This window comes from Kocuria sp. WRN011, assembly GCF_002295155.1.
Classification (GTDB): domain Bacteria; phylum Actinomycetota; class Actinomycetes; order Actinomycetales; family Micrococcaceae; genus Kocuria; species Kocuria carniphila.
The window spans coordinates 308,731-333,879 of record NZ_NSGI01000004.1; the positions used below are offsets into that span (position 1 = coordinate 308,731).

The 25,149-nt window shown below is 60.6% G+C and carries 31 protein-coding genes and 4 pseudogenes; 17 read left to right on the forward strand and 18 right to left on the reverse strand.

From position 1 onward, the window contains the following. Positions 1 to 27: 27 nt before the first annotated feature. Both CKW39_RS07645 and CKW39_RS07650 read right to left on the reverse strand, forming a co-directional pair. Positions 28 to 591 carry a protein-L-isoaspartate O-methyltransferase gene (locus tag CKW39_RS07645; protein WP_095797523.1) on the reverse strand — a complete coding sequence of 188 codons (564 nt, stop codon included), beginning with the start codon at positions 589 to 591 and terminating at the stop codon, positions 28 to 30. Positions 592 to 599: 8 nt separating this feature from the next. Then, positions 600 to 1,220 (reverse strand): hypothetical protein, encoded by a 621-nt coding sequence (locus tag CKW39_RS07650; RefSeq protein WP_129700063.1) that lies wholly within the window; start codon positions 1,218 to 1,220, stop codon positions 600 to 602. A 67-nt stretch (positions 1,221 to 1,287) separates the two neighbouring features. Between CKW39_RS07650 and CKW39_RS07655 the strand changes: the two genes are divergently transcribed. The 3 genes and pseudogenes from CKW39_RS07655 (at position 1,288) to CKW39_RS07665 (ending at position 5,462) form a co-directional block, all read left to right on the forward strand. Further along, positions 1,288 to 1,905, forward strand: coding sequence for an endonuclease (locus CKW39_RS07655; protein ID WP_095797525.1), 618 nt, complete (start codon positions 1,288 to 1,290; stop codon positions 1,903 to 1,905). A gap of 13 nt (positions 1,906 to 1,918) precedes the next feature. Then, positions 1,919 to 3,589, forward strand: a pseudogene (locus tag CKW39_RS07660) (FAD-binding dehydrogenase). Positions 3,590 to 4,181: 592 nt separating this feature from the next. Continuing rightward, positions 4,182 to 5,462, forward strand: a complete 1,281-nt coding sequence (locus CKW39_RS07665; protein WP_254049327.1) for a glycerophosphodiester phosphodiesterase family protein — start codon at positions 4,182 to 4,184, stop codon at positions 5,460 to 5,462. 152 nt (positions 5,463 to 5,614) lie between these two features. Here CKW39_RS07665 and CKW39_RS15425 read toward each other — a convergent pair whose 3' ends face one another. The 3 genes from CKW39_RS15425 to CKW39_RS07675 all read right to left on the reverse strand — a co-directional run bounded on the left by CKW39_RS15425 (position 5,615) and on the right by CKW39_RS07675 (position 6,485). Beyond that, positions 5,615 to 5,761: a hypothetical protein gene (locus CKW39_RS15425; RefSeq protein ID WP_158222920.1), complete on the reverse strand. Its 147-nt coding sequence runs from the start codon at positions 5,759 to 5,761 to the stop codon at positions 5,615 to 5,617. A gap of 158 nt (positions 5,762 to 5,919) precedes the next feature. Beyond that, positions 5,920 to 6,291: a type II toxin-antitoxin system VapC family toxin gene (locus CKW39_RS15950; RefSeq protein ID WP_095797527.1), complete on the reverse strand. Its 372-nt coding sequence runs from the start codon at positions 6,289 to 6,291 to the stop codon at positions 5,920 to 5,922. Next, positions 6,288 to 6,485 (reverse strand): type II toxin-antitoxin system VapB family antitoxin, encoded by a 198-nt coding sequence (locus tag CKW39_RS07675; protein ID WP_095797587.1) that lies wholly within the window; start codon positions 6,483 to 6,485, stop codon positions 6,288 to 6,290. The genes CKW39_RS15950 and CKW39_RS07675 overlap by 4 nt, the downstream gene beginning before the upstream one ends. A 178-nt stretch (positions 6,486 to 6,663) precedes the next feature. On the opposite strand from CKW39_RS07675, the gene CKW39_RS07680 reads away from it, so the two are divergent. From CKW39_RS07680 to CKW39_RS07690, 3 genes are all read left to right on the forward strand, one after another. Then, the gene (locus CKW39_RS07680; RefSeq protein ID WP_143469954.1) at positions 6,664 to 7,278 is read left to right on the forward strand and encodes an NAD(P)-dependent oxidoreductase; all 615 of its coding nucleotides are present in this window, start codon (positions 6,664 to 6,666) and stop codon (positions 7,276 to 7,278) included. Between the two features lie 84 nt (positions 7,279 to 7,362). Next, on the forward strand, positions 7,363 to 8,310 hold the full coding sequence (locus tag CKW39_RS07685) for a zinc-binding dehydrogenase (protein WP_095797529.1): 948 nt from the start codon (positions 7,363 to 7,365) through the stop codon (positions 8,308 to 8,310). 127 nt (positions 8,311 to 8,437) lie between these two features. Beyond that, positions 8,438 to 8,776 carry a DUF2568 domain-containing protein gene (locus CKW39_RS07690; RefSeq protein ID WP_095797530.1) on the forward strand — a complete coding sequence of 113 codons (339 nt, stop codon included), beginning with the start codon at positions 8,438 to 8,440 and terminating at the stop codon, positions 8,774 to 8,776. 54 nt (positions 8,777 to 8,830) lie between these two features. On the opposite strand, the gene CKW39_RS07695 is transcribed toward CKW39_RS07690, so the two are convergent. Then, positions 8,831 to 9,556 (reverse strand): class I SAM-dependent methyltransferase, encoded by a 726-nt coding sequence (locus CKW39_RS07695; protein WP_095797588.1) that lies wholly within the window; start codon positions 9,554 to 9,556, stop codon positions 8,831 to 8,833. A 419-nt stretch (positions 9,557 to 9,975) separates the two neighbouring features. Between CKW39_RS07695 and CKW39_RS07705 the strand changes: the two genes are divergently transcribed. The 3 genes and pseudogenes from CKW39_RS07705 to CKW39_RS07715 all read left to right on the forward strand — a co-directional run bounded on the left by CKW39_RS07705 (position 9,976) and on the right by CKW39_RS07715 (position 11,133). Then, positions 9,976 to 10,245 carry a hypothetical protein gene (locus CKW39_RS07705; RefSeq protein ID WP_173674295.1) on the forward strand — a complete coding sequence of 90 codons (270 nt, stop codon included), beginning with the start codon at positions 9,976 to 9,978 and terminating at the stop codon, positions 10,243 to 10,245. 74 nt (positions 10,246 to 10,319) lie between these two features. Continuing rightward, positions 10,320 to 10,700, forward strand: a pseudogene (gene arr, locus CKW39_RS07710) (NAD(+)--rifampin ADP-ribosyltransferase); the annotation flags it as partial. Between the two features lie 223 nt (positions 10,701 to 10,923). Beyond that, positions 10,924 to 11,133: a dodecin gene (locus CKW39_RS07715; RefSeq protein WP_173674296.1), complete on the forward strand. Its 210-nt coding sequence runs from the start codon at positions 10,924 to 10,926 to the stop codon at positions 11,131 to 11,133. Positions 11,134 to 11,152: 19 nt separating this feature from the next. Here the strand turns inward: CKW39_RS07715 and CKW39_RS07720 are convergent. Beyond that, positions 11,153 to 12,183, reverse strand: a pseudogene (locus tag CKW39_RS07720) (LLM class flavin-dependent oxidoreductase). A 60-nt stretch (positions 12,184 to 12,243) separates the two neighbouring features. Then, complete coding sequence (locus tag CKW39_RS07725) at positions 12,244 to 12,861, reverse strand: isochorismatase family protein (RefSeq protein ID WP_095797534.1); 618 nt, start codon at positions 12,859 to 12,861, stop codon at positions 12,244 to 12,246. 117 nt (positions 12,862 to 12,978) lie between these two features. Here CKW39_RS07725 and CKW39_RS07730 point away from each other — a divergent pair, with 117 nt between their 5' ends. Further along, on the forward strand, positions 12,979 to 13,926 hold the full coding sequence (locus CKW39_RS07730; protein WP_095797535.1) for a GlxA family transcriptional regulator: 948 nt from the start codon (positions 12,979 to 12,981) through the stop codon (positions 13,924 to 13,926). Between the two features lie 67 nt (positions 13,927 to 13,993). Here CKW39_RS07730 and CKW39_RS07735 read toward each other — a convergent pair whose 3' ends face one another. Both CKW39_RS07735 and CKW39_RS07740 read right to left on the reverse strand, forming a co-directional pair. Continuing rightward, positions 13,994 to 14,854, reverse strand: coding sequence for an Fpg/Nei family DNA glycosylase (locus CKW39_RS07735; RefSeq protein ID WP_095797536.1), 861 nt, complete (start codon positions 14,852 to 14,854; stop codon positions 13,994 to 13,996). A gap of 15 nt (positions 14,855 to 14,869) precedes the next feature. Next, on the reverse strand, positions 14,870 to 16,069 hold the full coding sequence (locus CKW39_RS07740; RefSeq protein ID WP_095797589.1) for a winged helix-turn-helix domain-containing protein: 1,200 nt from the start codon (positions 16,067 to 16,069) through the stop codon (positions 14,870 to 14,872). A 208-nt stretch (positions 16,070 to 16,277) separates the two neighbouring features. Here CKW39_RS07740 and CKW39_RS07745 point away from each other — a divergent pair, with 208 nt between their 5' ends. Further along, a complete protein-coding gene (locus CKW39_RS07745) occupies positions 16,278 to 16,517 on the forward strand; it encodes a PspC domain-containing protein (RefSeq protein ID WP_095797537.1) in 240 nt (79 codons plus the stop codon). A gap of 70 nt (positions 16,518 to 16,587) precedes the next feature. Here CKW39_RS07745 and CKW39_RS07750 read toward each other — a convergent pair whose 3' ends face one another. From CKW39_RS07750 to CKW39_RS07770, 5 genes are all read right to left on the reverse strand, one after another. Next, positions 16,588 to 16,932 carry a type II toxin-antitoxin system PemK/MazF family toxin gene (locus CKW39_RS07750; protein ID WP_095797538.1) on the reverse strand — a complete coding sequence of 115 codons (345 nt, stop codon included), beginning with the start codon at positions 16,930 to 16,932 and terminating at the stop codon, positions 16,588 to 16,590. Further along, complete coding sequence (locus CKW39_RS07755) at positions 16,929 to 17,156, reverse strand: toxin-antitoxin system protein (RefSeq protein WP_095797539.1); 228 nt, start codon at positions 17,154 to 17,156, stop codon at positions 16,929 to 16,931. The genes CKW39_RS07750 and CKW39_RS07755 overlap by 4 nt, the downstream gene beginning before the upstream one ends. A 140-nt stretch (positions 17,157 to 17,296) precedes the next feature. Continuing rightward, positions 17,297 to 17,752, reverse strand: a complete 456-nt coding sequence (gvpO, locus tag CKW39_RS07760; RefSeq protein WP_371514663.1) for a gas vesicle protein GvpO — start codon at positions 17,750 to 17,752, stop codon at positions 17,297 to 17,299. 136 nt (positions 17,753 to 17,888) lie between these two features. Next, entirely contained in the window at positions 17,889 to 18,338 is a 450-nt protein-coding gene (locus tag CKW39_RS07765) for an AAA family ATPase (RefSeq protein ID WP_095797590.1), read from the reverse strand. Positions 18,339 to 18,452: 114 nt separating this feature from the next. After that, entirely contained in the window at positions 18,453 to 19,064 is a 612-nt protein-coding gene (locus CKW39_RS07770; RefSeq protein ID WP_095797591.1) for a DUF1349 domain-containing protein, read from the reverse strand. 109 nt (positions 19,065 to 19,173) lie between these two features. Between CKW39_RS07770 and CKW39_RS07775 the strand changes: the two genes are divergently transcribed. Then, positions 19,174 to 20,439, forward strand: coding sequence for a hypothetical protein (locus tag CKW39_RS07775; RefSeq protein ID WP_095797541.1), 1,266 nt, complete (start codon positions 19,174 to 19,176; stop codon positions 20,437 to 20,439). 374 nt (positions 20,440 to 20,813) lie between these two features. Here the strand turns inward: CKW39_RS07775 and CKW39_RS07780 are convergent, their stop codons facing one another. Together CKW39_RS07780 and CKW39_RS15955 are read right to left on the reverse strand one after the other, a co-directional pair. Continuing rightward, on the reverse strand, positions 20,814 to 21,560 hold the full coding sequence (locus CKW39_RS07780; RefSeq protein ID WP_095797542.1) for a DUF429 domain-containing protein: 747 nt from the start codon (positions 21,558 to 21,560) through the stop codon (positions 20,814 to 20,816). A gap of 311 nt (positions 21,561 to 21,871) precedes the next feature. Then, on the reverse strand, positions 21,872 to 22,039 hold the full coding sequence (locus tag CKW39_RS15955) for a DUF86 domain-containing protein (RefSeq protein WP_371514664.1): 168 nt from the start codon (positions 22,037 to 22,039) through the stop codon (positions 21,872 to 21,874). A gap of 46 nt (positions 22,040 to 22,085) precedes the next feature. Between CKW39_RS15955 and CKW39_RS07790 the strand changes: the two genes are divergently transcribed. Both CKW39_RS07790 and arfB read left to right on the forward strand, forming a co-directional pair. Continuing rightward, positions 22,086 to 22,415: a hypothetical protein gene (locus tag CKW39_RS07790; RefSeq protein ID WP_095797544.1), complete on the forward strand. Its 330-nt coding sequence runs from the start codon at positions 22,086 to 22,088 to the stop codon at positions 22,413 to 22,415. Between the two features lie 100 nt (positions 22,416 to 22,515). Next, a complete protein-coding gene (gene arfB / locus CKW39_RS07795) occupies positions 22,516 to 22,959 on the forward strand; it encodes an alternative ribosome rescue aminoacyl-tRNA hydrolase ArfB (protein WP_095797545.1) in 444 nt (147 codons plus the stop codon). A gap of 69 nt (positions 22,960 to 23,028) precedes the next feature. Here the strand turns inward: arfB and CKW39_RS15800 are convergent. Next, a pseudogene (locus tag CKW39_RS15800) lies at positions 23,029 to 23,160 on the reverse strand (transcriptional regulator); the annotation flags it as partial. A gap of 847 nt (positions 23,161 to 24,007) precedes the next feature. Between CKW39_RS15800 and CKW39_RS15865 the strand changes: the two are divergent. From CKW39_RS15865 to CKW39_RS07815, 3 genes are all read left to right on the forward strand, one after another. Next, positions 24,008 to 24,292, forward strand: a complete 285-nt coding sequence (locus CKW39_RS15865; RefSeq protein ID WP_095797546.1) for a transposase — start codon at positions 24,008 to 24,010, stop codon at positions 24,290 to 24,292. Between the two features lie 199 nt (positions 24,293 to 24,491). Next, the gene (locus CKW39_RS15960) at positions 24,492 to 24,740 is read left to right on the forward strand and encodes an IS3 family transposase (RefSeq protein ID WP_368842250.1); all 249 of its coding nucleotides are present in this window, start codon (positions 24,492 to 24,494) and stop codon (positions 24,738 to 24,740) included. Next, entirely contained in the window at positions 24,673 to 25,083 is a 411-nt protein-coding gene (locus CKW39_RS07815) for a DDE-type integrase/transposase/recombinase (protein ID WP_095797548.1), read from the forward strand. The genes CKW39_RS15960 and CKW39_RS07815 overlap by 68 nt, the downstream gene beginning before the upstream one ends. Positions 25,084 to 25,149 lie beyond the last annotated feature (66 nt).

Sequence of the window (25,149 nt, forward strand, 5' to 3'; positions counted from 1 at the left end):
CGCCTCTTTGCTGCCGCGGTAGGCGGTTCAATCCTCGCGCAGCGGCATAAACCTGAACTGCCCGTGGCGGGTGACCTTCACGCCCTTTTGACGACGGCGCACACGCAGCATTTCGTCCGCCACCGGAACGACCATGACGCCGCTCTCCCCCAGCTGTTCCACGAGCTGCTCGGGGAGGGCATGCGCCATGGCGGAGACGAGAATTCGATCGAAGGGCGCCTCCTCCGGGGCTCCGAGCGCACCCTCGATTGCTTGCCTGACCTGTACCCACGGCTGGCCTTGTCGTGCGTTCGCGGCCCGGGCCAGGTCGACGAGTTCGGGGATGCGTTCGACACCGATCACTTCACCGTGGCTCCCGACCAGGTGGCCCAGTAGCGCCGAGCTCCATCCGGACCCGGCTCCCACATCCAGCACGCGATGGCCGGGCTGCACATCCAACAGTTTGAGCATGGCCCTGACTGTGCTCGGTTGGGAATTGGTTTGCCCGTGCCCAATGCTCAACGGGGCGTCCACGAACGCGAACTGGTGAGCTTCCACAGGGAGGAAGTCTGTTCGTTTAATACGCGTAAATGCTTGGGAGATTGGATCCATGGCTGTCTCTAACGAATTGAACTGTTTCTCGATTCTGCCCGTTCGGTAAACCGTTCTGGAGACCTCAGCACCAACATGACGGCGACGATCAGCGCGGACAAGGTGCCCGTGATCATGTCAATCATGGTGTCGTAATTATCGATCTGCGCCCGTGATCCAATCATTTGATCCGCCGCGAACTCCCCGATTTCCCACAGCATGGCCACCAGTGCGCTGAATGACGTGACCACGGTCGCGTGAAGCCACCGCGGCATCTGGAATCGGTGCTTGCGCATGACAGCGCGGAGAATGTAATCCGCCCACAGCGCGATCATGATGCCCGAATAGAAGTGGACGATGGTGTCCCACGGTTGCCAGACGTCGTAGAACCGCAAGTAGCTGCCCATGTATCCGCCGGTGAAAATCAGCACGGCGTAGAGCAGCTGAAGATACAGCGGGATGCGAACCCGCGCGATGGCTTCAATCACCAACGGACTCAGGGACACCTGCAGCAGCCCCATGGCCATGACCGCACTTTCAGGGTTCCCGCCCGCCGTGTCCCCGATGAATGACACCAGCAACACCAGTTCCACCACGATGAGCGGCGCGTGCCTCAACAGCATTCCGCTGAAAGAAACACGTTTCATCATGCTGCTGACCCTACGCGCCTACCTGTGGATATTCTTGTGCCCCAGCCACGGAAGTAGGTTTGACCTCATGAGCCACCGGGACATCGTCAACAAGCTCCTGGACGAGCACGGACAGACCTACGCCCAGGAAGCGGGCATCCATCTCAAGGACACCCCCGCTCCCCTGTTTCAGCTCCTAGTCCTGGCCAACCTGTTGTCCACCAGGATCAGCGCCACTATTGCCGTCGCGACGGCTCACGAGCTCATCAACAGTGGCTTCACCACGCCCGAGAAAATGCGCGACGCCACCTGGCAACAACGCGTCGACGCTCTCGGCCGGGGTGGTTACCGCCGCTACGACGAACGCACTTCCACCATGCTCGGCGACGGCGCCGCCCTCCTTCTCGACACCTACGGCGGGGACCTGAGGCAATTGCGAGAGCAATCCGAGAATCCCAAGGACGTGCTGAAACGGTTGCAGGAGTTCCCGGGCATCGGCCCGACGGGCGCAGCAATTTTCGCTCGCGAGGTTCAAGGAGTGTGGCCGATCATGGCTCCGTTCTTCGATAAGAAGGCCCTGGATGGCGCGCGCAAGCTCGAGCTGCCGGACAACCCGGATTCTTTGAGTCGCTTGGTGTCATCCGAGGACTTACCGCGGTTGGCCTCCGCCCTGGTGCGTGTGGCCTTGGACCGATCCAAGAAGTAGAACGGAGAATCGCATGAACGCCGATGTCATTGTGGTGGGAGCCGGTCTCGCCGGTCTGGTAGCCACCGCGGAACTGACCAGTGCGGGACTGCGTGTCTTGCTGGTCGATCAAGAGTCAGAAGCCAACCTGGGTGGCCAAGCACATTGGTCGTTGGGTGGGCTCTTCATGGTGAATACCCCCGAGCAGCGCCGCATGGGCATCAAGGATTCCCCCGAGCTGGCCATGCAGGATTGGCTCGGTAGCGCGGGTTTCGATCGCAACGTGGATGACCCCGCCGGGGAAGATTACTGGGGCTTCCGCTGGGCCCAGGCCTACCTGGACTTCGCTGCTGGTGAGAAACGCTCGTGGCTGCACAGTCGTGGTCTGCGCTGGGTTCCGATCGTGGGTTGGGCCGAGCGGGGCGGGTATCTCGCGGACGGCCACGGCAACTCGGTGCCACGTTTTCATTTGACATGGGGAACGGGACCGGGCGTCGTCGCACCTTTCGAACGGGCCGTGCGAGATGCGCACGACGCCGGTCTGGTCACCTTCGCGTTCCGGCATCGAGTGGACGAGCTCGTGAAGTCTGGCGGCGCCGTCGACGGCGTGAGCGGCGTCGTACTGGCTCCCGACACCGCTCCGCGCGGGGCCGCAACCAACCGTTCGGAACTCGAGGCATTCGAGTTCACGGCCCCTGCTGTGCTCGTCACCGCGGGTGGGATCGGCGGTAATAAGGATTTGGTGCGCGCGAACTGGCCCGAGCGGTTAGGGCAAGTGCCACGCAAGATGATCACGGGCGTACCCGAGTACGTGGACGGCCGCATGCTGGGCTTCGCGGAGGCCGCCGGCGGTCGGATCGTGAATCGCGACCGGATGTGGCATTACACGGAAGGTGTGACCAACTGGGATCCGATTTGGCCTGATCACGGGATTCGAATCATTCCCGGGCCGTCTTCTCTGTGGTTCGACGCGCGCGGTCAGCGGCTGCCTGTGCCGAACTTCCCGGGTTTCGACACGCTGGGGACGCTCAAGGCGATCGGCCACAGCGGGTACGACTACACGTGGTTCGTGCTGACGCAGCGGATCATCGAGAAGGAGTTCGCGCTGTCCGGATCGGAGCAGAATCCGGACGTGACCGACCGCGATTTAAAACTCACCCTGAGCCGCGTGCTGCCCGGCGCGGCTGGTCCGGTCGAGGCGTTCAAGAAGCATGGCGAGGATTTTGTGGTGGCGTCATCCCTGAGCGAGCTGGTGGCAGGCATGAACGCACTGACTGACGAACCGCTCATCGAGCTGGCGGACTTGGAGCGACAGATCGTGGCGTGAGACCGCGAGATGGACAACCCGTTCACTAAGGATCTGCAGGTTTCAGCGATCCATAACTCTCGACGGTCGCGCGGCGAGAGGCTGGCGCGAACGGCATCACCGCACAAAATTCTCGATCCGAAGGCAGGACCACTCATCGCGGTGCGGTTGAACATCATCACGCGCAAGACTTTGGGCGGCCTGCAGACGGACCTGTCCGGGCGCGTTCAGGGCCTGGACCATTCGCCCGTTCCTGGACTGTGGGCCGCGGGCGAGATCGCGGGTTTCGGTGGCGGCGGGATGCACGGCTACCGCTCGTTGGAGGGCACGTTCCTGGGCGGCTGCATGTTCTCCGGCCGTGAGGCGGGACGGGGTATTGCGGAGGAGCTGCGGGGGTAGTTCCAACGGATTGGCAGGATGTGCATCAGAGGTGACCAGCCCGATAGTGAGTGCGACCTGGACACCACGTATTTGGGTAGCGAATTGATGGGGCCCGCAACAGGGTTCTCGGCGGGATCTGCCATCGGCCAGAACCTCGCGAACATCTCATAGGTCCGCCGCCCAAGGATGATGCCGTCGACCGATTCGAGCCAATGCAGTTGCTCAGAATCCTGCTCGCTCACTGGTCCTGATGACTCCGTTGCATCGACAGCGTCGGCCGCTCCGAAGAAACCGATTCCATCGTCAGACTCGGCCGCGAATCCGTCTGCGGAGATTATTTGTTCGATCGTGATGGCACCCATTGGGTTGCCCTCTCTGTTTCGATGCACCCCTGCGCAACTGCCCCGACCTCAATGCGAGTTCATTCAGGCTTTCGCGCGTCCCCTGGGGTCTCAACTCAGTTTACTTCTTCATGTGCCGGTCACCCCGTGGCTTCTTGGCCGTCAGTTTCTTCAAGCACCGTTGATCCTGCTGACACGCTCGGGACCTGGGGGAATACACCGTCAAGTTGGTCTCGAGTTGCCCGAAGTTCTTGAACGAAAGGTTCACAGTGAACACTAGAAGCAACCGCACTTTCGGCCGCATCTCCAAGGCCACGGCGGCCGCGGCGCTGTCCGTCGCCGTCCTGGCACCAATCACCGCACCGGCTTACGCACAGCCCGATACCCGCCCGACAGCGGAGGCTGCGGCGAAGAACGAGACGCGGGCGGCGTCGTCGGCGAACGAACCTTTGCTGATCGGCCACCGCGGCGCGGCAGGTACTGCCCCCGAGAACACGGTGTCGGCTTTCAAGGACGCGCGGTCCTCGCACGCGGACTACTTTGAGATCGATGTGCAGCTTTCCGCGGACGGCGTACCGTTCCTCTTCCACGACGACACCCCCGCGCGCACCACCAACGTGGAAGACGTGTTCCCGGGCCGCGAAAACGACCCGATCACCTCGTTCACCTGGGCCGAGCTGCAGCAGCTTGATGCGGGTTCGTACTTCTCGGACAAGTTCGTGGGCGAGAAGATTCCCCACTTCAACGATGCCGCCAAGATCGCCAACAACAAGATCGGCGTGTTCATCGAGATCAAGTCGCCGGTCAACTCCCCCGGCATTGAAAAGGTCGTCGCGGACTCGCTGCAGAACAATCGCGACTGGAATCGCCTGCTGAAGAACGATCAAATAGAGGTCTTGGGCTTCGACCCCGCGTCCAACCAGCGCTTCGCGGAGCTCGCGCCGGACGTTCCCCTCCAGCAGCTGATCGGCACCGTGCCCGACTCCGCAACCCTGGCGCAGATCGCCACGTACGCCGATCACTTCGGCACGAGCTACCGGAACCTGGACGCCGCCGGCGTGGCGCGGGTCAAGGCCGCGGGCATGGGCATCGGCGTGTACACCGTGAACTCCACCGAGGCCTATGACCAGATGGTGGCGCTGGGCGTCGACCGCGTGACCGGGGACTTCCCCATTCAATTCTCCCGCCACGAACGCGGTCAGAAGCCGTTCCCGCAGAACACGGGCGTACAGATCGCTGACTCGATCAACGATGTGCCCGGCAACGACCTGCAGCCGGAAACCGGCGAGCACGTGATTTTGCAGAACACCACGAACCGCACGATCGACGTCTCCGGATACATCATTCGCGACGCTGCCAATACCCAACTCACCGTGGGCAACGGCTACGTCCTGGCGCCGGGTGCGCAGCTGCGCGTCTACACCGGTCCGGGCACCAACCGCGCGGACGCCTACTACAACAACGGCACCGCCAACGTGCTCAACAACGGCGGCGACTCCATCGCCCTGTGGACCGGCAACGGAAACCTGCAGGACACCTTCGCGAACTAACTTCGCACCACAGCCGACGACGGCGGGCGGTCACCTTAGAGTTGAAGGTGACCGCCCGCCGTGGTCTTGGGATCTTCACGTACCGCCGTTGGCGTGCTCAGCAATCCGGAATGACAGCTCCGGCCCTGTAAGGCCTCAGGTTGTGAGGCCTATCAGCCGCCGAGTCCAAGATCCAGCGAAACGACGCCAATGCCAATCACCAGTCCGGTGGCCAAGAAGAACCCGATCATGATCAGAACGAGGCCCCAAGGAGTCCCCTTCTGCGGGTTGGTGGGCTGGGTCTTCGGTGAGTCTTCCATGGTCTTCCCTTCGTTCAGCAGAGCTTCAAGTCTTGCAGGTTCGGAGTGGTGAGGGTGAAAGTGACATGTTCGCACCAGTTATTTGTAGGTGGGATGAAGTCGCAGCGTGCTGTGATGATCGTGCAGAGAAGCAGCCACGCGGTAGCGGTTGCGTCCCCTCAGGCTTGTTCCAAAGAGCCAACGCCCAAGTCTTCACACGCTTTGCGGAGCCGTTTATCTCTCGTCCACAGCCTAGCTCCACCAACTAATGACACGGATCCGAGGAGATGTACATCAATCGCGCTTAATCCTCGCTCCCATAGTTGCCCACTGCGGACCAAAGTCATGGTCTCCAAATGACTCATCATTGGAAACTGTTCAAGGTTTTCAATCATCCCAAGTACGGAATCTCGATTCCTGATCGATCCCAGTGACAACTCCTGAACAACGAATGGGTGGTAGCCGACTAGGTCTTGTTCGAGAAGGGCCAGCATCACTGGCTCTGACCCATGAAGATGATCGATCCAAATCGAGGTATCGACCAGAATCATGCGGCTTGCCCGCGTTGACGCGGAGCAGCCGTAGCCTCCGGATCGCTTCCCCCCAGTGCAATAAGTCGTTTTGCGCTTTCAACTCGGATAAGCGTCTTCAATCCATCACGCAAGAGCACCGACCGTTCAGTGATCCCGGTCAGCTCACTGGCCTGAGCCAGCAGTTCATCATCGATGTTCACCGTGGTGCGCATGACATCCTCCAAGATCACCGAAACCTACATCATTTGATGCTGTATATGATGCCACCGAGATGGCCCAGAGACAACGGTCGTGGGCATCAAGTTTTCGTTGAATCGTCCGGAAAACCTGCAGGTCAGCTTGATAGAGATTGGGGAGACGCATGAAACCCACTGGCGGAAAGAGGACACCATGAAAATCACGATCATCGGCGGCTCGAAGGGCACCGGGGCCCACGTGGGAGCAGCAGCACTCCAAGCCGGGGACGAGGTCACCGTCTTGTCCCGCAGTGGAGATGTGCCCGGGGTCGTGCGGAGCGTCGTCGGCAGCGCGACCGACTCTGCAGCCGTGGGTAAGGCAATTGCTGGCGCGGACGCCGTCGTCGTTACCGTCGGTGGGGCGAAGGGCGTCGAGAACCAGCGTGCCACGGTGACGAGGACCGTGATCGCTGCGATGAAGGAAGCTGGCGTGCGGCGGTTGATCGTGCAGTCGTCGCTGGGTGCGGGTGACTCTGCGTCGCAGCTCCCGGCCCCGCTGAACCTGATCACGCCGATCGTGCTGGCCAAACCGCTGGCGGACCACAATGAGCAGGAGGCTGCGGTCGAGAAGTCCGGTTTGGACTGGACGATCGTGCGTCCTTCCGGGCTGTCGGACAAGCCCGCAACGGGTGAGGTCAAGGCTCTGGAGGCTGACCAGGACGGCAAGCTGGGAGGCTCGATTTCGCGAGCGGATCTTGCTGCCTACATGCTTGCCGCTGTGACCGATCAGTCCACGTTCAGGAAGGCCATCGGAGTCAGCAGCCGGTAGTGAGAAGGGTCTCACAGCCCTTTATTGACGCGGAACTTTCATAGAATGGAAGTGTTCACACCCGATGACGAGTAGGAGCACACCATGAGGGCATGGCATTTCGTTGGTACCCACAAACCGTTCGAGCGCGTGGAGATTCCCGAGCCCACCGCAGGACCGGGCAAGGTAGTCATTGACGTGAAGGCCGCCGGGTTGTGCCACTCTGACGTGGGCATCATGGAGGACGAGAAGTGGCTCGCCAACATGAAGGAACTTCCGGTCGTCCCGGGTCATGAGACCGCCGGCGTGATCAGCGAGGTCGGCGAGGGCGTGACCGATTGGAAGGTCGGCGACAAGGTTGCCGTAACCCCCATGGCCGAGTTCATGGGCTACATGGTCAACGGCGCGTGGGAGGACCGCGCGGAAGTTTCGGTCGAGGCACTCATTCCGATGCCCGAAGGAGTCAGCTTTGCTGAAGCAGCCGCCGCTACCGACGCCGGCATGACCTCCGTGGGCGCTTTGACCACCGGCGGTGTTGAGGCCGGAATGAAGGTTGGCATCATCGGTTTCGGTGGCCTCGGCCAGATCGGCGCCCGAGTTGCTCACTTGCGCGGCGCCAAGGTGTACGTCGCGGAGATCAACGAAAAGGTCTGGGATCGCGCCCGTGAAGGCGGAGCCGTCAAGGTGGCCAAGTCCATCGCGGAGTTCGCCGACGACGAGCTCGACGTGATCATCGACTACGCCGGCTTCGGCGTGACTACCAAGGAAGCACTGGACGTCGTGAAGTGGTCGGGCGGCGGACGCGTTGTGCAGGTGGGCATGGGCAAGCTGGAAGCCACCATCGACATCTACCCGCTCATCCTTGGTCGCAAGGAACTGGTCGGTTCGCAGGGCGGTAGCAAGGAAGACATCCTGGAGACTATGAAGTACATGGCCTCCGGCGATCTCACTCCGGTCATCAGCGAGATTGATTTCGAGGAAATCGCGGACGGCATCCAACAGCTGATCGACGGCACCGCGGAGGGCCGATTGGTGGCGAAGGTCGCCGACTGACTCTGAAGCGCACAGCGTTAAGTGAGGAAAGTGCACCCGGGAGGCATTCTGGGTGCACTTTCCTCGCATAGGCCTTTCGGCATCACCGGTAGTCAGTCACTGTTGTTATGTGAGCGATGAACTGCACATGACCCCGTGGCATCTCGTGGCCTTTCTGGGCGAGGTCATTCTGTGGGGCTGCGCCGCGTGGGCGGGTTGGACCCTCGTCGGCGGACCGGGCCGGTTGCTCGCGGCCGCGGTGCTTCTGGTCGGGATCATCATTATCTGGTCCATTTGGGCCGCTCCCCGCGCCAAGTGGCGGCTTTCTTTGTGGCCGCGCCTCGGTCTGGTCACCGTGCTCGGGGTGGCCGTGAGTACATTGTTCTTGTCAGTCACGCACTGGCCCGGAATCATCACCGCGCTCAGTTCCACGGCAGCAATTGTGGCGGCCCAGTTCATGGACGATCGCACCGAGGGAGCGCCCTGACGCAGCGTCGTTGAACTACGACGCCGCTCGCGGCCTCACTGGAGTCCGCGCTCTTTAGTTCTTGCGCGCCACAAACACGAGTTCTCGGCCTGGGCGGTCAGGTGCATCTCGGATGGCCTCCACGGTGAATCCGGCATCTTCCAGTGAGGCGGTGAGTTCGTCTCGGCTGCGGAACCGGAGAGTATTCGTGGAGCCGATGCGAGCGCCGTCGTTACGGAAAATGGTGGGCGTCTCAAAAGTGACCAGGGCGCCGTCGACGTGGATGACGTGCGCCCAGTTTTCGACCTCGCCATCGCGGGGCGTGCTGACAACCTCATATGTTTGGTCGCGGATCCACCTTTCCCACGCGCGACGAGCGGGATCGCGCGATTCGAAGATGAGTCGGCCGCCCGGGCGGAGAGCGGAATGGGCAGCGATAATGGTGCCCAACCAGTCCTCGTCGGTGAGGAAAACCTGGGCGACGTTGGCGGTCATGAACGCCAGGTCGACTTGGAGCGGCAATACGTCGGGTGCGGTGCCGTGGACCCAGGTGACGTTGTCCGCGTGGGGTTTCTGACGGGCAATGTCGAGGGAGGCTCCGGCAGGGTCTACGCCGACCACGTCTACTCCCCTACTCGCGAGCAACGTTGCGAACGTGCCAGTGCCGCAGCCGATGTCCACGACGCGTGACGCGCCGAACTCGTCGACCATGGCCACGTAGGGGTCGAGGTCGCTGCGGTCACCCTCGATGACGTCGTAGACGGCGGCTAGTCGGGCGTTGTCGAAGATGGGGTCGGGCATGGTGCCATTGTCCACAAGTGCAGCGATGACTGTTCCGTTTCCCCTGATGGTTCGAAACTATTTGGACATGAACATTCGAGCACTTTCCAATTCCTACTTCACCGAAACGTCTGGAGCTAGTTGCAGCGGTCCTGGCCTGAATGGCAATGCCTCGACGCGGCGGATATCGCAAGGTAACTTGGAATAACAGGTGATCCGCTTATCGCCACATCGGCCCTCAAGCACTTGAGGAGTAAGGATGACATCCTTCACGCGTACCGGAATCCGATTCGCGCTTGGGACCTTGGCGACGGTTTCACAATGATCATTGGAGCAAGCCCTCCGGGGGCGCTATTGGAGATCGGCTACGTTCAGGGCGTAGACCACATTGTTATCATCCATGCGATGCCAGCACGCAGAAAGTTTTTAAGGTGATCCAGATGCCCCGCACTACTGATGAGATCCTTGCTCACGCGGACGAACTCGCAGCTCGGTTCGAGTCCTACGAACCAAACTCGGATGACGAGCTGAATGCGAACGCGATTCTGGAACTGCGCACCGCCGTCGCTGAACAGTCTGCGGCGCAGCGCCACATTCAAGAGGCCGTGCGACAGGCCCGGAACTCCGGGATGTCGTGGGCGGCGATAGGTAGCTTGGTGGGAACATCAGGCGAGGCCGCCCGGCAAAGGTATGGAAACCAAGCGGCTTGAGAACCTCATGATGTGTCGCCCTCGAACCAACTTTTTCCTGATAGGCGTGCACTCATGACCGCTCAACCAACACCATTTGCTATGTACCAGGAAGGCCCTACCTGCATGGAACCAAAGCCCGGTTCGTTCCGGGAGAGCTGCTGACGCCTGGATACGCCTCGGACTTCGAGGGCAGCCGCACATTGCGCCACGTCTACATCACTCAAACTCTGGACGCCGCGGCGTAGGGTACCGAACTGGCCGCCGGGCCTGTGCCTGGACGGATCTACATTGTGGAACCGACCGGAGCTATCGAAGATGATCCGCATGTCACCGACAAACGATTCCCTGGTAACCCCACCCGTTCCTACCGAAGCTTGGGGGCCGTTCGCATCCTGTCGGAGCTGAGGAACTGGACCGGGCATACTGCGGATCAGCTCCAGACCATGATGGGCGGGCTGGCAGGCCTCCGGGCTCGTTGTAAGAACACGATCATTGACGAACGACCACGCGGAGTCGCCACGCAAACCGAGTGTGGTGTGAGGAACAAGCGTGTGTGAGGCAGTTTTTCCGCGCTTTCCTCCCCTGAGGCTTTGTCCTTCCCTCCTACGCCCGCCCAAGCCAGTCCGATAGTGTGGCATGCATCACACGCAAGACAATTCGCGGGCCAGCGACAGTAGCCCCGCTTCAGGAGGAACCGTGTCCAACAACGTGTACAACATCACCGAAATCGTCGGCACCTCCCCGGAGGGCAGTGACGCCGCGATCACTAACGCGCTGGCCGAAGCATCCAAGTCCTTACGCAACCTGGACTGGTTCGAAGTTCAGTCGGTTCGCGGCCACATCAAGGACGGCAAGGTCGCAGACTGGCAGGTCACCATCAAGGTCGGCTTCCGTCACGAGGGCTGACGCAGAAACACGGCACTGGTCACCGCCGCCAGGTCGTGGGATCTCCCGCGGCCTTGTCCGGGTCCAAACCCCATGACTCAGCAATGAGCTCCAGAGAGCGATTGTTAGATTCCGTAGTCGGGCCCTTGACCAGGAGCATGAGCTCGTCGGCCTGTGCTCGTTCGGTGAAGTGCTGCAGATAGTCCGCAACCTGATCGCCGGTGCCCACGCCGTAATAATCGAGCATTGATGCGTAGTGCTGGCCGGCCGGTGAGGCCAGCAGCTGGGCGACCTCGCCGTCGCTCGCCGACCGTCCGTTGAAATGCATTGCCAAAATGTGCTGACGCACCATTTCCTCGTAGATCCGCTTCGCTTCGTCCTCGGTGTCTGCGGCGGTCACGTTGAGGGCCGCGATCACATACGGTTCGGACATCACTGACGACGGCTCGAACGTTTCCCGATACGCGGCAACAGCTTGTTCGAGCATCGGCGGAAACAAATGCGATGCGAACGAATACGGTAACCCAAGTTTTGCCGCCAGCTGCGCTCCGCACAGAGACGAGCCCAGAATGTAGACCGGTACGTTCGTGCCTCTTCCGGGGACAGCTTGGATACCGGGGAACGGGGATTCCCCCTTGAGATACTGCATGAGTTCCACGATGTCCGACGGGAAATTCTCGGCTCCGTTGAGCGGGCGGCGTAGGGCGCGGGCCAGCGTGGTGCGATCAGTTCCGGGCGCCCGCCCCAGTCCCAGGTCAATGCGACCGGGATACATCTCTTCAAGGGTGCCGAACTGTTCCGCGACCACGTACGGAGAGTGGTTGGGCAGCATGACGCCGCCGGCGCCCAGTCGGATTGACGATGTATGGGCTGCCACATGGGCAATCACCAAGGACGGTACCGCAGAGGCGATCGAGGACGTGTGTGGTGCTCGGAATACCAGACCCTCGAATACCCCAGTTGCTCAGCTTTCTGCGCCATGGCCACGGAGCGTCGGAACGCATCGGCGGGACGTTCGTTGTCGTAAAAACTAGAGAAATCGACAACGGACAGGGGTACTCGGGAAACCACGGGGACTCCGTTCTGGTAGTTCTGATGTTGCTGAGGGGAACTTTTCTGGACGGTCTGTGGTCAGCCGTTCATGGCGGATTCCACCAGATTGCTGCCCTCGAGTCCGCTTCCGTCGACGACGGCGCTCTGCCAGTCATCGGTCGTGGTCACCACGGCGAAGTTCGAGTTCAGTAACGCCATGAGGGTCTCGTGGACCTGCTGAGCAGAGGCGGAACCCGCGGCGTTGGACAAGGCAATGGCTCCCGTGGCGTCCGACAACACCTCCACGGTCAACCCGCGCGGCTCTGCGTCCACGGCGGTGCCCAGAATGCAGTTGTTGGTCATGTATCCAACCAACGTGATGGCCTCGATCTGGTTCTCGCGAACCCACTCATCAAGGTCGGTTTCGGGGAAAATGCTCGCGAAAGACTTGGTCGCGTGCTTCCAGGTATTTCCGAGTCGTGCGGCGATGTCCGGGTGGAGCTCTTGCCCGTTTGATCCTTCGGCGAAGACAGGGAACCCTTCGGGAGCCACGTGCTGAATGACCGCAATCGGCATGCCAGCCTGCTCGGCTGTATCCACGGCACGGAGAATATTGGCCAAAGAATTACTGCTCGGCGGGTACTTGATGGCCAGCGGGCCCTCGAAGTACTCCTGCTGAACATCGACCAGGATCAGTGCGCGGCGGGGTGCGGTCATGAAGATTCTCCTAGCTAAAAGTGGGCGATCGGAAGATTCACTACTCATCATCATTCCGGCTGACGTGAGATACCGTGAGTGGCACAAGAGCACACTGTCGATGGAATCGGGCCAAAAATGAAAATTGCGGTGCACGTGTTCGAGGGCATCACGATGTTTCATGCATCGGTGCCGCTGGAGGTTTTCGGTGAGGTATCGCGCCAGGGCCTCGCTGAAGACTGGACAGTCACCGTGTGGAGTGAGGATGGTCGGCCGGTTCGAACCGCCGAGGGACTGGTACTTGCCGATCTTGCGGGGCCGGACGCGGCGGCGTCGGCGGATCTGCTGGTATTCCCTGCGTGGCGACCAGACCTTTGCCCGCCGTCGCCAGACGTCACGGAGCTAATTCGCGCGTCGCACGAGCGCGGGGCAAATGTCGCCGGGCTGTGCCTCGGCGCGTTCCCGGTGGCGGCGTCGGGTGTGTTGGATGGCCGGACGGCGGTGACGCACTGGGCGGGGGCCGCTCAGTTCTCGGAACGATTTCCGCAGGTGGTCGTGGAGCCGGACGCGCTGTATATCGATCACGACGATGTCCTGACCTCGGCAGGAACGGCATCTGCCTTGGATGCGTGTCTCCATATCGTGCGTACGCGCCTCGGCACAGCCGCGGCGGCGCGCGTGGCGCGGCACCTAGTCATTGCCCCGCACCGGGAGGGTGGACAAGCGCAGTACATCGAACGCCCATTGCCTGTTCAGCAGGGTCAGGGGCCGATCAGCGAGGTCGTCGATTGGGTGCTGGCCAACCTCGACCAGTCGCTGTCGGTTGATGAACTGGCGGAGCGGGCGCGGATGAGCAAACGCAATTTCACGCGTCGTTTCCGCGAAACAACAGGCACGACGCCAGCTAAATGGGTTACCGAACGGCGGCTCGACGAGGCACGTACCCTGCTCGAGACGACGCCGTGGTCGGTCGCCCGGATTGCCCGGGCCTGTGGGTTCGGCAATCCCGTGACGTTTCGGCAGAGCTTCGTGGCCAGTTACGGCACCACGCCGACGTCGTATCGCAAGCGGTTCACGGGTTCGTAAGTGTGCGGGCGCGATGAGTTCGCTGTGGGGAATTTGTGCACCCCTGCCTGTGTGGTTTTGCAGATCGCTATTTGAGCAGCCGGTCCATACGGCGATCACTGAGTTTCTTGCCATCTGTTTGGCATGTGGGGCAGTACTGCATCGAGCGATCCACGTAGGACACTTCGGCCACGGTCCCACCACACACTGCGCAGGCCTGCCCCGCGCGATCGTGGACGCCGAACAACGACTTTTTCGTTGCCTTGATACGATCCAGCGGCACATTGGTCAGAGCAGCTTTGGCTTCGGTCAATACCTCTTGCAGTGCCGCGTGGAGGGTCCTGACCTGTTCGGCGTTCACCTTATTGGCTGCGGCGAAGGGTGAGAGTTTGGCCCGGTGCAAGATTTCATCCGACCACGCATTGCCGATCCCCGCCATGACGGTCTGATCCGTGAGGATCGTCTTCAGACGCGAGGCTGTCCCGCTGAGCATCTCGGCAAACTCATCCAAGGTCACCGCGTCGGCTTCGGGGCCCAGCCGCTGGAGCCGTTCCAGTGAGTTGGGGTTGTCTGTGATCCAGAGGGCCATGCTCTTACGTTTACCTTGCTCCGTGAAGTCCAGGCGAGCGGCGTCGTCGCCCTCGAAATCCAACCGCACGGCCAGAGGACCGGACCTGGCCGGGGGCTTACCAGAAGCCATGCCCTCCCCTAGCTTGAACCAGCCCGCCAGGGCGAGGTGCACAACGGCATGACGCCCCTCCGCTTCCATCAGCAAGAATTTGCCACGGCGCGAAACACCCGTCAGTTTCCGCCCTGCCAGAGAGGTGTGGGGCGGCTCCGCAGTTTTCAAGACACTGAAGGCAACCACCTGAAATTCGCGGAACCGGTGACCCACCACGCGGTCCCGGAGTTGTTCAACGGCTGCGTCAAGCTCGGGTAGTTCAGGCATGTTCCCATCCTCCGTCTATTGGGCACTCGACTGGTGATGGACCACGTCATCTAACCCCAGCCAGTTCGCCAGCGACTGTAGATGATGCTGCAGGGCGGGCAGCGCCTCGGGCGGGGCATCGGGCTCCCACGTGCACTGCTTCACCAGGAGACGGCCGAAGGCCCGGTCTGCTTTCAGATCCACCCGCGCCACCAGACGGTCTCCGAAGATGAAAGGCAGCACGTAATATCCGTGAATACGGCGATGGGCCGGGGTGTAGATCTCCAGGCGGTAACGCATTCCGAACAATGCTTCGGTCCGCTCCCGTTGCCAGATCAGCGAGTCGAAAGGGCTCAGGAGAGCTTCCACGTGAGCCTTCCGCGGAATCCGCGCAGAGGTGTCCAGGTACACGCGATCCGACCACCCAGGGACCGTCACGATCTCCAGCTCTCCGTCTGCCACCAACGATGCCAGAGCCCGGTTGGTTTCGGCAGCTCCCAGCCGGAAGTAGTCGCGCAGGCACCGGGCCGTCCCAATGCCGTGGGCGCGGGCAGCGATACGCACCAACTCGCGATGAGCGGTCTCCGAATCCACTGGCTCGCGGGGCAGGCCAAGACGCTCTGGCAGCACGTAGGTGCGTTCGAACTGCGCATTTCGTCCTGCACTCGTGATCTCGCCGGACCAGAAAAGGTACTCGAGGGCGGTCTTGACGGCGGACCAGTTCCAGCCCCAGGCGCCCTCGCGGCGGGGAATGTCCACCGTCATAGCCGCGTCACATTCCCTGGCTGTTATCGGGGCTCTTGCGCTGACTTCCGCCAGAACTGCCTGGACGAGTTCAGGATGCTCTTGTTGGACACGGCGCATGTCTCCCCACGCTTCATGCTTGGCACGCTCTCTCCGGAATCCCAGCAAGGGCCAGGTGGAAGGCGGGATCATGCTTGCTTCGTGCGCCCAGTACTCAACCAGCCGCCGCGGTTCGCGATCCCTGAACTGATCCAACTTGGTCCTGCCATAACTGCCCAGGCGCGAAAAGAACGGCAGGTAGTGACTTCGGGTCAGCACGTTGACCGAGTCGATCTGGATCACACCCACCCTGTTGATGACTCGTTGCAGATGTCGAGCCGTGGTCTTCCCCGGGGCGGGACGGGAATCCAGAAACCCCTGAGCAGCCAACGCGATACGCCGCGCCGTCGGCAGACTGATCCTGCGAGGCGTGCGGGCTTCGAGCGTTGTCATGACGCTGTCGAGACTGCTCTGGCCCGGTCCCCGGTCAGGTCGGTTCATGAGCTCAACCATATGGCGTGCTTCCGACATGCAGACCTGCCGCCGGACGATTCGAATGAGGGCCGTTCACCGCCCGGCCGGCAAAGGGCTACGCGCATCCGGGAAGTTCCTAGGGCTATCCCCACTGTCCCAGCAACGGAGAGTGCGTAGTGTTGAGGGCATGAACTCACTATTTGAAACCATGCGTAATCTCGGCTTCCGACGTGGACCCCAGCGACTCGTCGCTGGCATCGGCGGAGGTATCGCCGCCAAGTGCGGCGTCAACGTGTGGGTGGTCCGCCTGCTGATTCTGCTGTCCTTCTTGTTGCCGGTCATTGGTATCGCGGTGTACCTGCTGGCTTGGGCAGTTCTGCCGTGGCAAGACGGCAGCATTCCGTTAGAGAAGTCGCTGCGAAAGTAGGGCATACGGCAGTCAATTAGCCGATCAGTGGATATATCCACTGATCGGCTAATTCATGTGTCCGATGTCCTCAGGGAAGCGCAAGAAAGTCACGCAACCACTGATCGACTTCTCGCATTGTTTCCGCGTCGACAGTGCCAATGTGACCAACCACGCGATCTCGAGTGACGGTCCGAGGCTGCTCCGTCATAGCGAACGTCGCTCGCGAGAGGCCAAGTTCTGGGCCCCGCACAGGGATATGGTTTGGCCATCCCCGATCGGTTGTTGTGGCTGGCACGATGATCATCAGCGTGTCCGCCTGCTCAAGGTAGAGATCACTTGCCACCACAAGGGCCGAGCGGCGTCCGGACTGTTCACGCCCACGCACCTGATCGAGTTCGATCCACACGACGTCTCCTCGCCGGAGTTCACTCACCCAACGGATTGACCATCGTCGAGCGTCACGTCCCAGACACGATATTCATCCCAGTACGTGGCATCCGCAGCTCTAAACGCCCGGCCAAAGGCTTCCATGCGCTGTCGTCGCTCATGCGCATCCAGCAATTTCTCAATGAGACCCGCCGCAGTCAGGCCCCGCTCTTGTGCATCACGGTTGATCCGATCCCGCAGCTCGGGGCTCACCTTGATGGTTGTATTCATATAAACATTCTGTTGCTGAGGTATACAGAATGGTATACCTCGATTCAGAGACGGAGTCGGGAAGACGACTAAGACCGCTTTCCTCTGTTCCTCAGCGGACGGATCGATCCTCGTAGGCGCAGATTCACCACGTTGATACTTCAAAACGAAATCGCGATGTCCGTGTCCAGCTCAGCGCGTAGTCCTAGATCCACGGGGAGAGCGCTCCGAGGGGCTTCGGCGGAGCGCGATGGCGAATCATGTCCGACCAATTCGTACGAGAGAATACTGCCCTCGCTGCTCAAGCGGATGACGTACTGCTCAGGCTTTACCCCCGAGACGCCAGTGGAGCTAATGGCCTCCACGACGATCAGCCAACTGCCGTCGCCAGTGCGCTGTAGCTCAATGACTTTGCTCGCTTCGTGACCGGTGGTTCGGCTCACCTCTCGAACCGCCGTTGAGATCGCCTCTGGCACGTTCGACCGGTTTGGCCTGGCGAGGTCCGTCGAGTGCTGTGACGTCTTTCGATGAGCGTTCTTCAAACTGGGACGCCACTTGCGCCGGTGTTTGGCCATTTCTACGGCCTCCTTGTGCGCGACATGGATGGTGCTCCGCATGAAGTGGATCGCATCCGTTGGCTGCCTGGCTTCATGCGCCTTCACTGGTGTGTGCCTGCACCCATGACACCATGATTGGGGACACTGCACCAGGAGGATGGGGACTCCAGCTGACGTGATTGAACGCGGTTCTCCGTCATGTCTGCACTGCGATGAACCGTTCTACCTCATCGGCCAGGTCCTGAGTTGCCCTAGTACCGTCGAGTTCAACCGTTGCCCCTCTACGCAAATGTGGTTCAACCGTTTCCACATAGTGCCGAATTTCAGCTTGTTGAGGCGCTGATTTCCCATAGGGATTGTTGCTGCGGGTCCGCACCCGCTCCAGAAGGATGTCCAGCGGTGCGCTCAAAAGAATTACTTGATCAAAACGATTATAGAAATTGACCTGGTTCTCCACGGTTCCAGACACCACCACATTGTGCGGCTCTGCCAAAAGGCGCGAGATCCGCTCTTCGTTCCACGATCCGTCTGGAAGTGTCCAACCGTCATAGTCGGTATCGACCGTGTCGTGCCCCCGGCGCCGCAGCTCCTCCAGAAGAGTCGACTTGCCGGCCCCTGACATGCCGGTCACCAGAATCCGCGTCATCCACCCACAATAAGTCGAACCCACCAGTCTCTCCGCCTGGCCATGGACCACACTTCGTTCACGACGACGCCGACGTCGCGCTGCCGCCTCTCCACGGAGCCCTGACTTTTTCGTTCAGTGCAGCGAACGGTCCGCCTCGCCGACGCTCCAACGTCGGAAGGGGACCTCGAGCCCGCTGCGAGTCGGCGCGCACACGAATGGCCCTGCCGTGACGCCTTCCCGTGCATCAAAGGGCGCGACGCGAACAAGCTCCCAGGGTCCGTCCGAACAGCGAGCGCGGACGGTGAGAGCGTCGCCGGTCCAACTGATCCGCATGGTCACCGGTTGGCCAGACCAGCTCTGAACTGGCGTAGCCGACCAATCGGAACGACCATCCGTGACTACGGCACCGATATGTGGAGTGCCATCGGTGAATTCGATTCCCGCTTTGACCCAATGCTCCGCGGAGGCTCGAACGAAAATACCTGCCTGGTCGAACTGTTCCTCGAACGGAGTGCCGAACTCGACCTCCATGGAAGTCCTGGGAGTAAAGCTCACCAGCAGAGCATGTTCGGTGTCATGAACAAAACCGTACGACGTGTGCCGCCAAGCGTCGGATCCTTCCGCCGCCGTTACATGGAGCGTCCCGTCCTTGGACACTTTGGTCGACACTGGCCGATTCGTCCATCGTCCGGCCTCCCAAGGAATATCCCGCGAGGCGGATTGCGTGGGTATGACGTCACTCATGCGATCGACCGTACCCCGCCCACTGGTATGGTCAGTCACCTGCAGCAGTCAAGTTCCATAACGGCTCAGGCACAGCCCGGACCCAGGCTCTCATGCATACGAATTGAGCTTGGCGGAGACTAAGATCCTCAATATGAGCCAATCTGGGGAGGATGTCACAATTTTCGAAGCCACCGACGGGATATTGCTTTTCGGGCCTGACACGGCACTTGCCATCTTCGATAAAGAAGTCGCAGGCGGTTCGAAGAAAATCTCGCAGAAGGATGTCGCACGCATTGCTGGTCATGCAGGAATGGCCGTCGGGAAATTACAGGCAGACAGCGGGCGGTGGCTCAAACTCACGTCTGAGTCCGCCGAGCACCTCTCAAAGTTTCGGGGAACATCGATAGGCAAAGATAAATTACTCCCGGGGGTCCTCCGTGGGGACAAGGGCAAGTTCGTCAAGCAACTTAAATTCCAGGACCTTTCCAAGGCGAGCTTTTTTACGCCAGCAGCCCCAATGGTTCTTGGAGCGATGGCAACGAAATACGCGCTAGAGGCCTCCCTCGATGAGATCTCGGCTTACCTTGAGGTCATCGACCAGAAGCTCGATCAACTCATCCAACAGAAGAAGACCGAAACGCTAGGGCAAATCGGCGGCGTCGCCTTAGCTATTGGGGAGGCAGACGCCATCCTCACCAAAACGGGGCGCGTCTCACCCGTGACATGGTCTAAGGTCCAGGCTACTTCGCTCAGTCTGCAAACTATGCAAGCTGAGGCCATAGCGGCGCTGTATGCCCTCAGCGACAGCATCGCTGCGGTGCAGGGCAACACGGACAACGTCGCCAAGGAGCTAGGCCGCGCGAAAGAGGACACTCAATTTTGGCTGGGGGTTCTGGCGCGAACCATAGCTCTACAAGACCGTCAGTACCTCTTGGAACTGGCAAGAATTGAAGACGAGAACGAACTGCAACTGGATGCCCACCGTGAAGGTATCTCGGTAGCGAGGACAGAGCGTGTGCGTCGTATAGCGGATGGGCTGGATTCGTTTTCCCAAGCCGTGATTCGTGCATCTCAGCTCACCAATGCGGCCAAGGTCGCCAATCCGATCAATGCCCCGAAGGTCGCGCGCCTCGCCAACACGATTAGCGAGATGATCACAACGTTCAAAGAGCATGCGGATCTAGAGCTCCAGAAAACCTCGCTCATTTCCCAAACGCCATGGAGGCGGGCTGCACGAGGACTGATTGGTGAAGCGTCGTCGGCGGTTGGTTCAGCAGGAGCAGGGGTCGCCGAACGGGCTCGAACAGTCAGCCATGCCGTAGGGGAACGTAGAGACCTAAAGGTTCTACGCAAGGCCGAGAAAATTGAGGAAAAACGGCGGCTGCGGGATTAGCCGCGTCGAACTGCCATCTGAATCACTCCCATGGTCAAGTCTAAGATCCCGGTCACGCCGACTAACGACCGGGTGGTGCACGTACGGCACTTCCGGTAGTTCACAGCGCACCAGGCCACCCATAGGGCATTGACCGATGCCGATCTTTCCAGGTCTCTATCGCGACAGTGAACAGACGATGAGACCAGAGCAGCACTCGTACCGAAAAGGGCGAAAACCAGCGGAACGCGTTGTCGAGCCAACGGGTCCCCAGCTGGGAGATGACGTTTACCGGCGAGCATGGCCAGGCCGGCAATGGCGCATCCGGCCCCGTCTGCAAGGAGTATGGTGCGTTTCAGGTGATGTCGATTCATGGATTTCCCCCTGTCAGGTCATCAAACCACATGCGGAGCCGTTGGCACTTCCCCCGGCAACCAAATCCAACCTTCTCGTTTGGCTTTCTCTGCGAGATCAATCGGAGGCGGTTCACTGCGGCCTCTCTCTACTTCCCGAGCTACTAGAGCAGCAATGACCGCGTCCAACGCATTGTCATCAGCCGCGCAGAGACCTCTGTGCCCATTCCAGTCCAGCCACGGAAGCTTTTCGGATACCGAGTCCACCAGTTCCGATCGCTGTGCCGAATTCTTCACTCCCTTGTAACCCCGGTAAGCCAAGCCCCAACACTTCAACGCAGCCGCGGGGTAAACCTCGCACACCACGCCCGCACCATCCCTACATACATTCGTCCCCAAGCCCCGAAGCTTCGCCTCAATCCCCGCCCACCGCAACGCGGGATAGGCAATCCGATCCGTTGAAACGCTCAGCGGGGTCAGCCCCGTTCGCTGATGCACAGCTTTATCCGTAGCTCGCAGCGCCAGGTCCCGCCGCCATTCCGAGCCTGTACTAGCCGGGGCCTCAAATGTCCCCCTCGCTTGCGCCTCAATGACGCTTACGAAATCCTCGGGCCAACCGAACGGAACATCGACACCTGCACGCTCAGCCGTCCTGATGGCATCAATCAGGTCCTCGTCGGTCGCGCCTATTCGAACCAAGTCGACGACGACGCTCCCGGCACCTTCCCGAAGCACCGCAAGACCCGTGCGTTTCACGTCAGCGGCCAGGTCGATTCCAATAAAGGTCATGGTGCCAACGTAGCCGCCACTAGGCCGCCCGCATGGCCGTCACGCCACTCATCATGAGGCCACGTCAATCCGCCGGGAACTCGCACGGGTCCACCAATGCGCGGAAGGCTGGCCTCAGCGACCCGATGCCGCGTCGGCAAGATCGGTACTTTCGGCACCCGCTGGCACGAACGGCGTCGACCTTGAGGCATTGCCAGCCGCTCTCGCGTGGGAGATCGCCGTCTGCTGGAAACCAGAACCTTCATATGCTCGCGAGTTGGCGGAACAGATGCTCGCAGGCAAGGGAAGTCGCATGCTCTAAGGGTGCGTAGTCACATCCTCAATGTCGCCTCGACGTAGTCATGAATCGTGGGCAGGTCAAAGACCAAGGTGTCCCAAATAGCTCCATAATCGGTGCCTTCGCAATGATGTGCTAAGCAATCACGCATGCGCTTGATCAACAACCACGGCACGCTCGGGTGCGCCTGTCCGGTCGTCAGTCAGACGCACCAAGGTGGCCCAGACGTCACAACATATACTTCGTTGATGGGCAAATTCCTCGCGATTCTCCACGGTGGCGCCGACCCCGACAAGGACCAACTCACGGATGAGCAGCAGAGCGAGTTCATGACTGCGTGGGCCACCTGGGCACAGGCGCACGAGGAGGCTCTCCTTGATCCAGGCTCGCCGCTCTATCGAAAGAAACGAGTCACCTCGACCTACGTTGAGGATTTCGAGGACTCCAAGATTGCCTACGCCCTCGTAGACGCACCGTCCCACGATGCCGCCGCCCAAATGTTCAAGGACCATCCTCATGTGGGCCTGCACGATGGCAACTCAATCGAAGTCATCGAGTGCCCGGTGATCCCCAGTTGAATGTGTGTAGATGTCATGACTGATGTAATGCGAGCGGTGAAAGGGCGCACAACCCGATGGGCTCTAATCCGGCGAGATCACCGAGACCTGGGTTCGTGACATGGACGCACTGACCATTGCCCCCGGTCCCGGAATCCCCAGCGGCCTAACCATCCCCGCTGCGGACCTCACAGAGCAATTCGCTCGTTCATCCGGCCCCGGTGGGCAAGGGGTCAACACGACCGATAGCAAAGTGCAGTTGTCCGTCGACCTCGCGCGTGTAAGCGTTTTCAGCGAATCGCAACGGCAACGCGCGATTCAGAACCTCGAGCACCGGCTCTCCGGCACCGTCCTCATGGTCGAGGCCTCCGAGCAGCGTGCTCAGTTCCGAAATCGGACCCTCGCCCGGCAACGACTAGCAAACCTCATTCGGGAGGCGCTGGCACCTCCCCCGCCCGCCCGACGGGCCACCCGGCGCACCCGCGGATCAGTGCGCCGTCGGCTCGCGGCCAAGCAACGCCGCTCCGAGATCAAGGCGACCCGGCGGCGTCCGAGGGGCGATTGACTGGTTCCGGGAGCTTCTACGGTAGGCCCGCCATCGGGCCGTTTGCAGTGGAGCAATACCCTCGAGTCGCTATCGAAGAGCAGGCCGCTCAAGCCTCAGCTCGTACTGGCTTTGCAAGTTCATCCATAATTCAGCGAACGTCCCGAAGTACTTGGCCAACCGCACCGCCGTATCCGGGGTGCTGCCGCGCTTACGTCGCACGTTACAACCCGCACCCTTGACGTGCTGCGAATGCCAGATTCGTTGAGTGGCATGACTGCAGAACGATCTGATCAATTGGTCATGCAAAGGGGCATCGCGCCAATAGGGCTGGGCGTCAACCCGAAACCTCACTTGGAGGTTCTCGTTGGGCCACAGAGATCCGGCGGCATGGCCCATCAGGAGTTTCGGGTAGTAGGTCCATGCAAACCAAGGTGCTACGGGCGACCTCCCAAGTGATCCGTCGAGACATAGACCTCCGGCTGCCAGCGCCACTCCAAGAACTCTTCGTTGCGAAGGGCACGATCGGATGGCTGCAGTAGATAGAACCATGTAGCTGTAGTGCGCCGCGGCCCACACAACCCCTGGACGTACACCACGGAAACTTCGATCCGCCCAACCCACCACACCCGGATGTACATGCAAGGCAGCAAATGTCAGATGTTCCATAGTTCCCTGGCCCGCGCGCTCGTACCCTCGGACGCAGGCACGAGTGTTGTTGACATATGTTCCGCCAACCAGATCAGCTGCCATTACGGCCATGATCATTGCAATTTTTCCGTTTGCCCCACGTCGCTTAGCCCGCAGCCCGGCTCCGATCAGTCCAATGACAGCGGAGCCAATGGCAATGCAGTTATCCACACGTGTCGCCTCAGGGCCCACAAAATTACCCCAAGCACGTTTGATCGATCTGAATAACTCGCTCATTTCGGGCCTCCAGCGGTCACCCCGTTATACCTCAACCCAATACCCCACCAACTTCCCTAGTCAAGCAACATCTGGATGACAAAACATGACCACTGAACCGTCCTGGGTATTGTTCCGGTCCGTTATTGAGAGGATTGGACCCATGCCCCAGAAGTATTTCGAGCCGTTTCGTGCCCGTGCGGTGCGGATGGGCCTTGATCGGTTGGAAGACGATGATGCTCCTAGTCGGTACGTGGTGATCAAAGAGACCGCCCCAAGGCTGAACATTGCGGTAGAGACGCTGCGACGGTGGGTAGAACAAGCAGAGATTGACGCCGGTAAATGCCCGGGGGTCTCCAGCGACGCCCAGGCCGAGATCCGCCGACTCAAACGTGAGAACTCGCCAACTGTGGCGGCCAACGAGATTCTGAAGTCGGCCTCAGCTTAATTCGGACGCCGAGTCCTCCCGACCCACGACGAGATGATCGCGTTCATTGATCTGTATCGCGATCAGTTCGGGCTCACACCAATCTGTCGCACCCTGGGTGCCACAGAGTGTGGGTTCATCACTTCCCGCGGCTACCTTGCCGCTAAAACGCGGCCGGCCAGCGACCGGGCCATTCGTGATACGCAGCTGATCGAAGTCATTGCCCGGATCCACCAGGACTATTACTTGCGTCTACGGAGCCCGGAAGATCTGGCATGCGATGGCCCGGGAAGGCTGGCAGATCGGAGGTGACCAGTGCGCACGTTTGATGCGTAAGGCCGGGTTGGTCGGTGTGGTTCGAGGTCGCTGCCCACGAACCACCGTCGTCTCGAAGGCCGCCGATGCACGCGGGGGATCTGGTCAATCGGTGTTTTACCGCCACCGGGCCGAACCGGTTGTGGGTTGCTGACATCACCTATGTGCGCACTACCAGTGGGTTTTGCTACACCGCTTTCATCACCGACGTGTTCTCCGTCGCAGATTGTGGGATGGGCGACCAGGGCCACGTGCGCACCGAAGCGCTGCTCTTGGAAGCATTGGAACACGCCCTGAGCACGGCACAGGATCGGGCGCTGGATCAGTTGGTGCACCCCAGCGATCGGGGCAGCCAATACGTCTCGATTCGCTACACCGAACACCTGGGCGAAGCCGGTGTGCAAGCCAGTGTGGGCTCCGTCGGAGACAGTTACGACTGTCAGTCTCTTTCTACCCGGTTCCGCAAGGATTGGGGAGTCCCGGCCGACGCGGTCTGACCCTTGCTTACGATTGGCCCGCAGGGTGCCTTTGCGTTGATCTGTCGACCGTCCGGCCGGGCACGC

Excerpts from the sequence above, each read along its gene's own strand:
- CKW39_RS07725 (WP_095797534.1), bottom strand. The coding sequence starts at position 12,861 with ATGACCGCACCCCGCCGCGCACTGATCCTGGTCGATGTTCAGCAGGAG.
- CKW39_RS07730 (WP_095797535.1), top strand. The coding sequence starts at position 12,979 with ATGAAAATTGCGGTGCACGTGTTCGAGGGCATCACGATGTTTCATGCA.
- CKW39_RS07680 (WP_143469954.1), top strand. The coding sequence starts at position 6,664 with ATGAAAATCACGATCATCGGCGGCTCGAAGGGCACCGGGGCCCACGTG.
- CKW39_RS15425 (WP_158222920.1), bottom strand. The coding sequence starts at position 5,761 with ATGGAAGACTCACCGAAGACCCAGCCCACCAACCCGCAGAAGGGGACT.
- arfB (WP_095797545.1), top strand. The coding sequence starts at position 22,516 with ATGGACGCACTGACCATTGCCCCCGGTCCCGGAATCCCCAGCGGCCTA.
- CKW39_RS15865 (WP_095797546.1), top strand. The coding sequence starts at position 24,008 with ATGCCCCAGAAGTATTTCGAGCCGTTTCGTGCCCGTGCGGTGCGGATG.
- CKW39_RS07705 (WP_173674295.1), top strand. The coding sequence starts at position 9,976 with ATGCCCCGCACTACTGATGAGATCCTTGCTCACGCGGACGAACTCGCA.
- CKW39_RS07765 (WP_095797590.1), bottom strand. The coding sequence starts at position 18,338 with ATGACGCGGATTCTGGTGACCGGCATGTCAGGGGCCGGCAAGTCGACT.
- CKW39_RS07815 (WP_095797548.1), top strand. The coding sequence starts at position 24,673 with ATGCACGCGGGGGATCTGGTCAATCGGTGTTTTACCGCCACCGGGCCG.
- CKW39_RS07780 (WP_095797542.1), bottom strand. The coding sequence starts at position 21,560 with ATGACCTTTATTGGAATCGACCTGGCCGCTGACGTGAAACGCACGGGT.
- CKW39_RS07645 (WP_095797523.1), bottom strand. The coding sequence starts at position 591 with ATGGATCCAATCTCCCAAGCATTTACGCGTATTAAACGAACAGACTTC.
- CKW39_RS07655 (WP_095797525.1), top strand. The coding sequence starts at position 1,288 with ATGAGCCACCGGGACATCGTCAACAAGCTCCTGGACGAGCACGGACAG.
- gvpO (WP_371514663.1), bottom strand. The coding sequence starts at position 17,752 with ATGCGGAGCACCATCCATGTCGCGCACAAGGAGGCCGTAGAAATGGCC.
- CKW39_RS07735 (WP_095797536.1), bottom strand. The coding sequence starts at position 14,854 with ATGCCTGAACTACCCGAGCTTGACGCAGCCGTTGAACAACTCCGGGAC.
- CKW39_RS07755 (WP_095797539.1), bottom strand. The coding sequence starts at position 17,156 with ATGAATACAACCATCAAGGTGAGCCCCGAGCTGCGGGATCGGATCAAC.
- CKW39_RS07685 (WP_095797529.1), top strand. The coding sequence starts at position 7,363 with ATGAGGGCATGGCATTTCGTTGGTACCCACAAACCGTTCGAGCGCGTG.
- CKW39_RS07770 (WP_095797591.1), bottom strand. The coding sequence starts at position 19,064 with ATGAGTGACGTCATACCCACGCAATCCGCCTCGCGGGATATTCCTTGG.
- CKW39_RS07745 (WP_095797537.1), top strand. The coding sequence starts at position 16,278 with ATGAACTCACTATTTGAAACCATGCGTAATCTCGGCTTCCGACGTGGA.
- CKW39_RS07675 (WP_095797587.1), bottom strand. The coding sequence starts at position 6,485 with ATGCGCACCACGGTGAACATCGATGATGAACTGCTGGCTCAGGCCAGT.
- CKW39_RS07695 (WP_095797588.1), bottom strand. The coding sequence starts at position 9,556 with ATGCCCGACCCCATCTTCGACAACGCCCGACTAGCCGCCGTCTACGAC.
- CKW39_RS07650 (WP_129700063.1), bottom strand. The coding sequence starts at position 1,220 with ATGATGAAACGTGTTTCTTTCAGCGGAATGCTGTTGAGGCACGCGCCG.
- CKW39_RS07740 (WP_095797589.1), bottom strand. The coding sequence starts at position 16,069 with ATGACAACGCTCGAAGCCCGCACGCCTCGCAGGATCAGTCTGCCGACG.
- CKW39_RS07690 (WP_095797530.1), top strand. The coding sequence starts at position 8,438 with ATGACCCCGTGGCATCTCGTGGCCTTTCTGGGCGAGGTCATTCTGTGG.
- CKW39_RS07790 (WP_095797544.1), top strand. The coding sequence starts at position 22,086 with ATGGGCAAATTCCTCGCGATTCTCCACGGTGGCGCCGACCCCGACAAG.
- CKW39_RS15950 (WP_095797527.1), bottom strand. The coding sequence starts at position 6,291 with ATGATTCTGGTCGATACCTCGATTTGGATCGATCATCTTCATGGGTCA.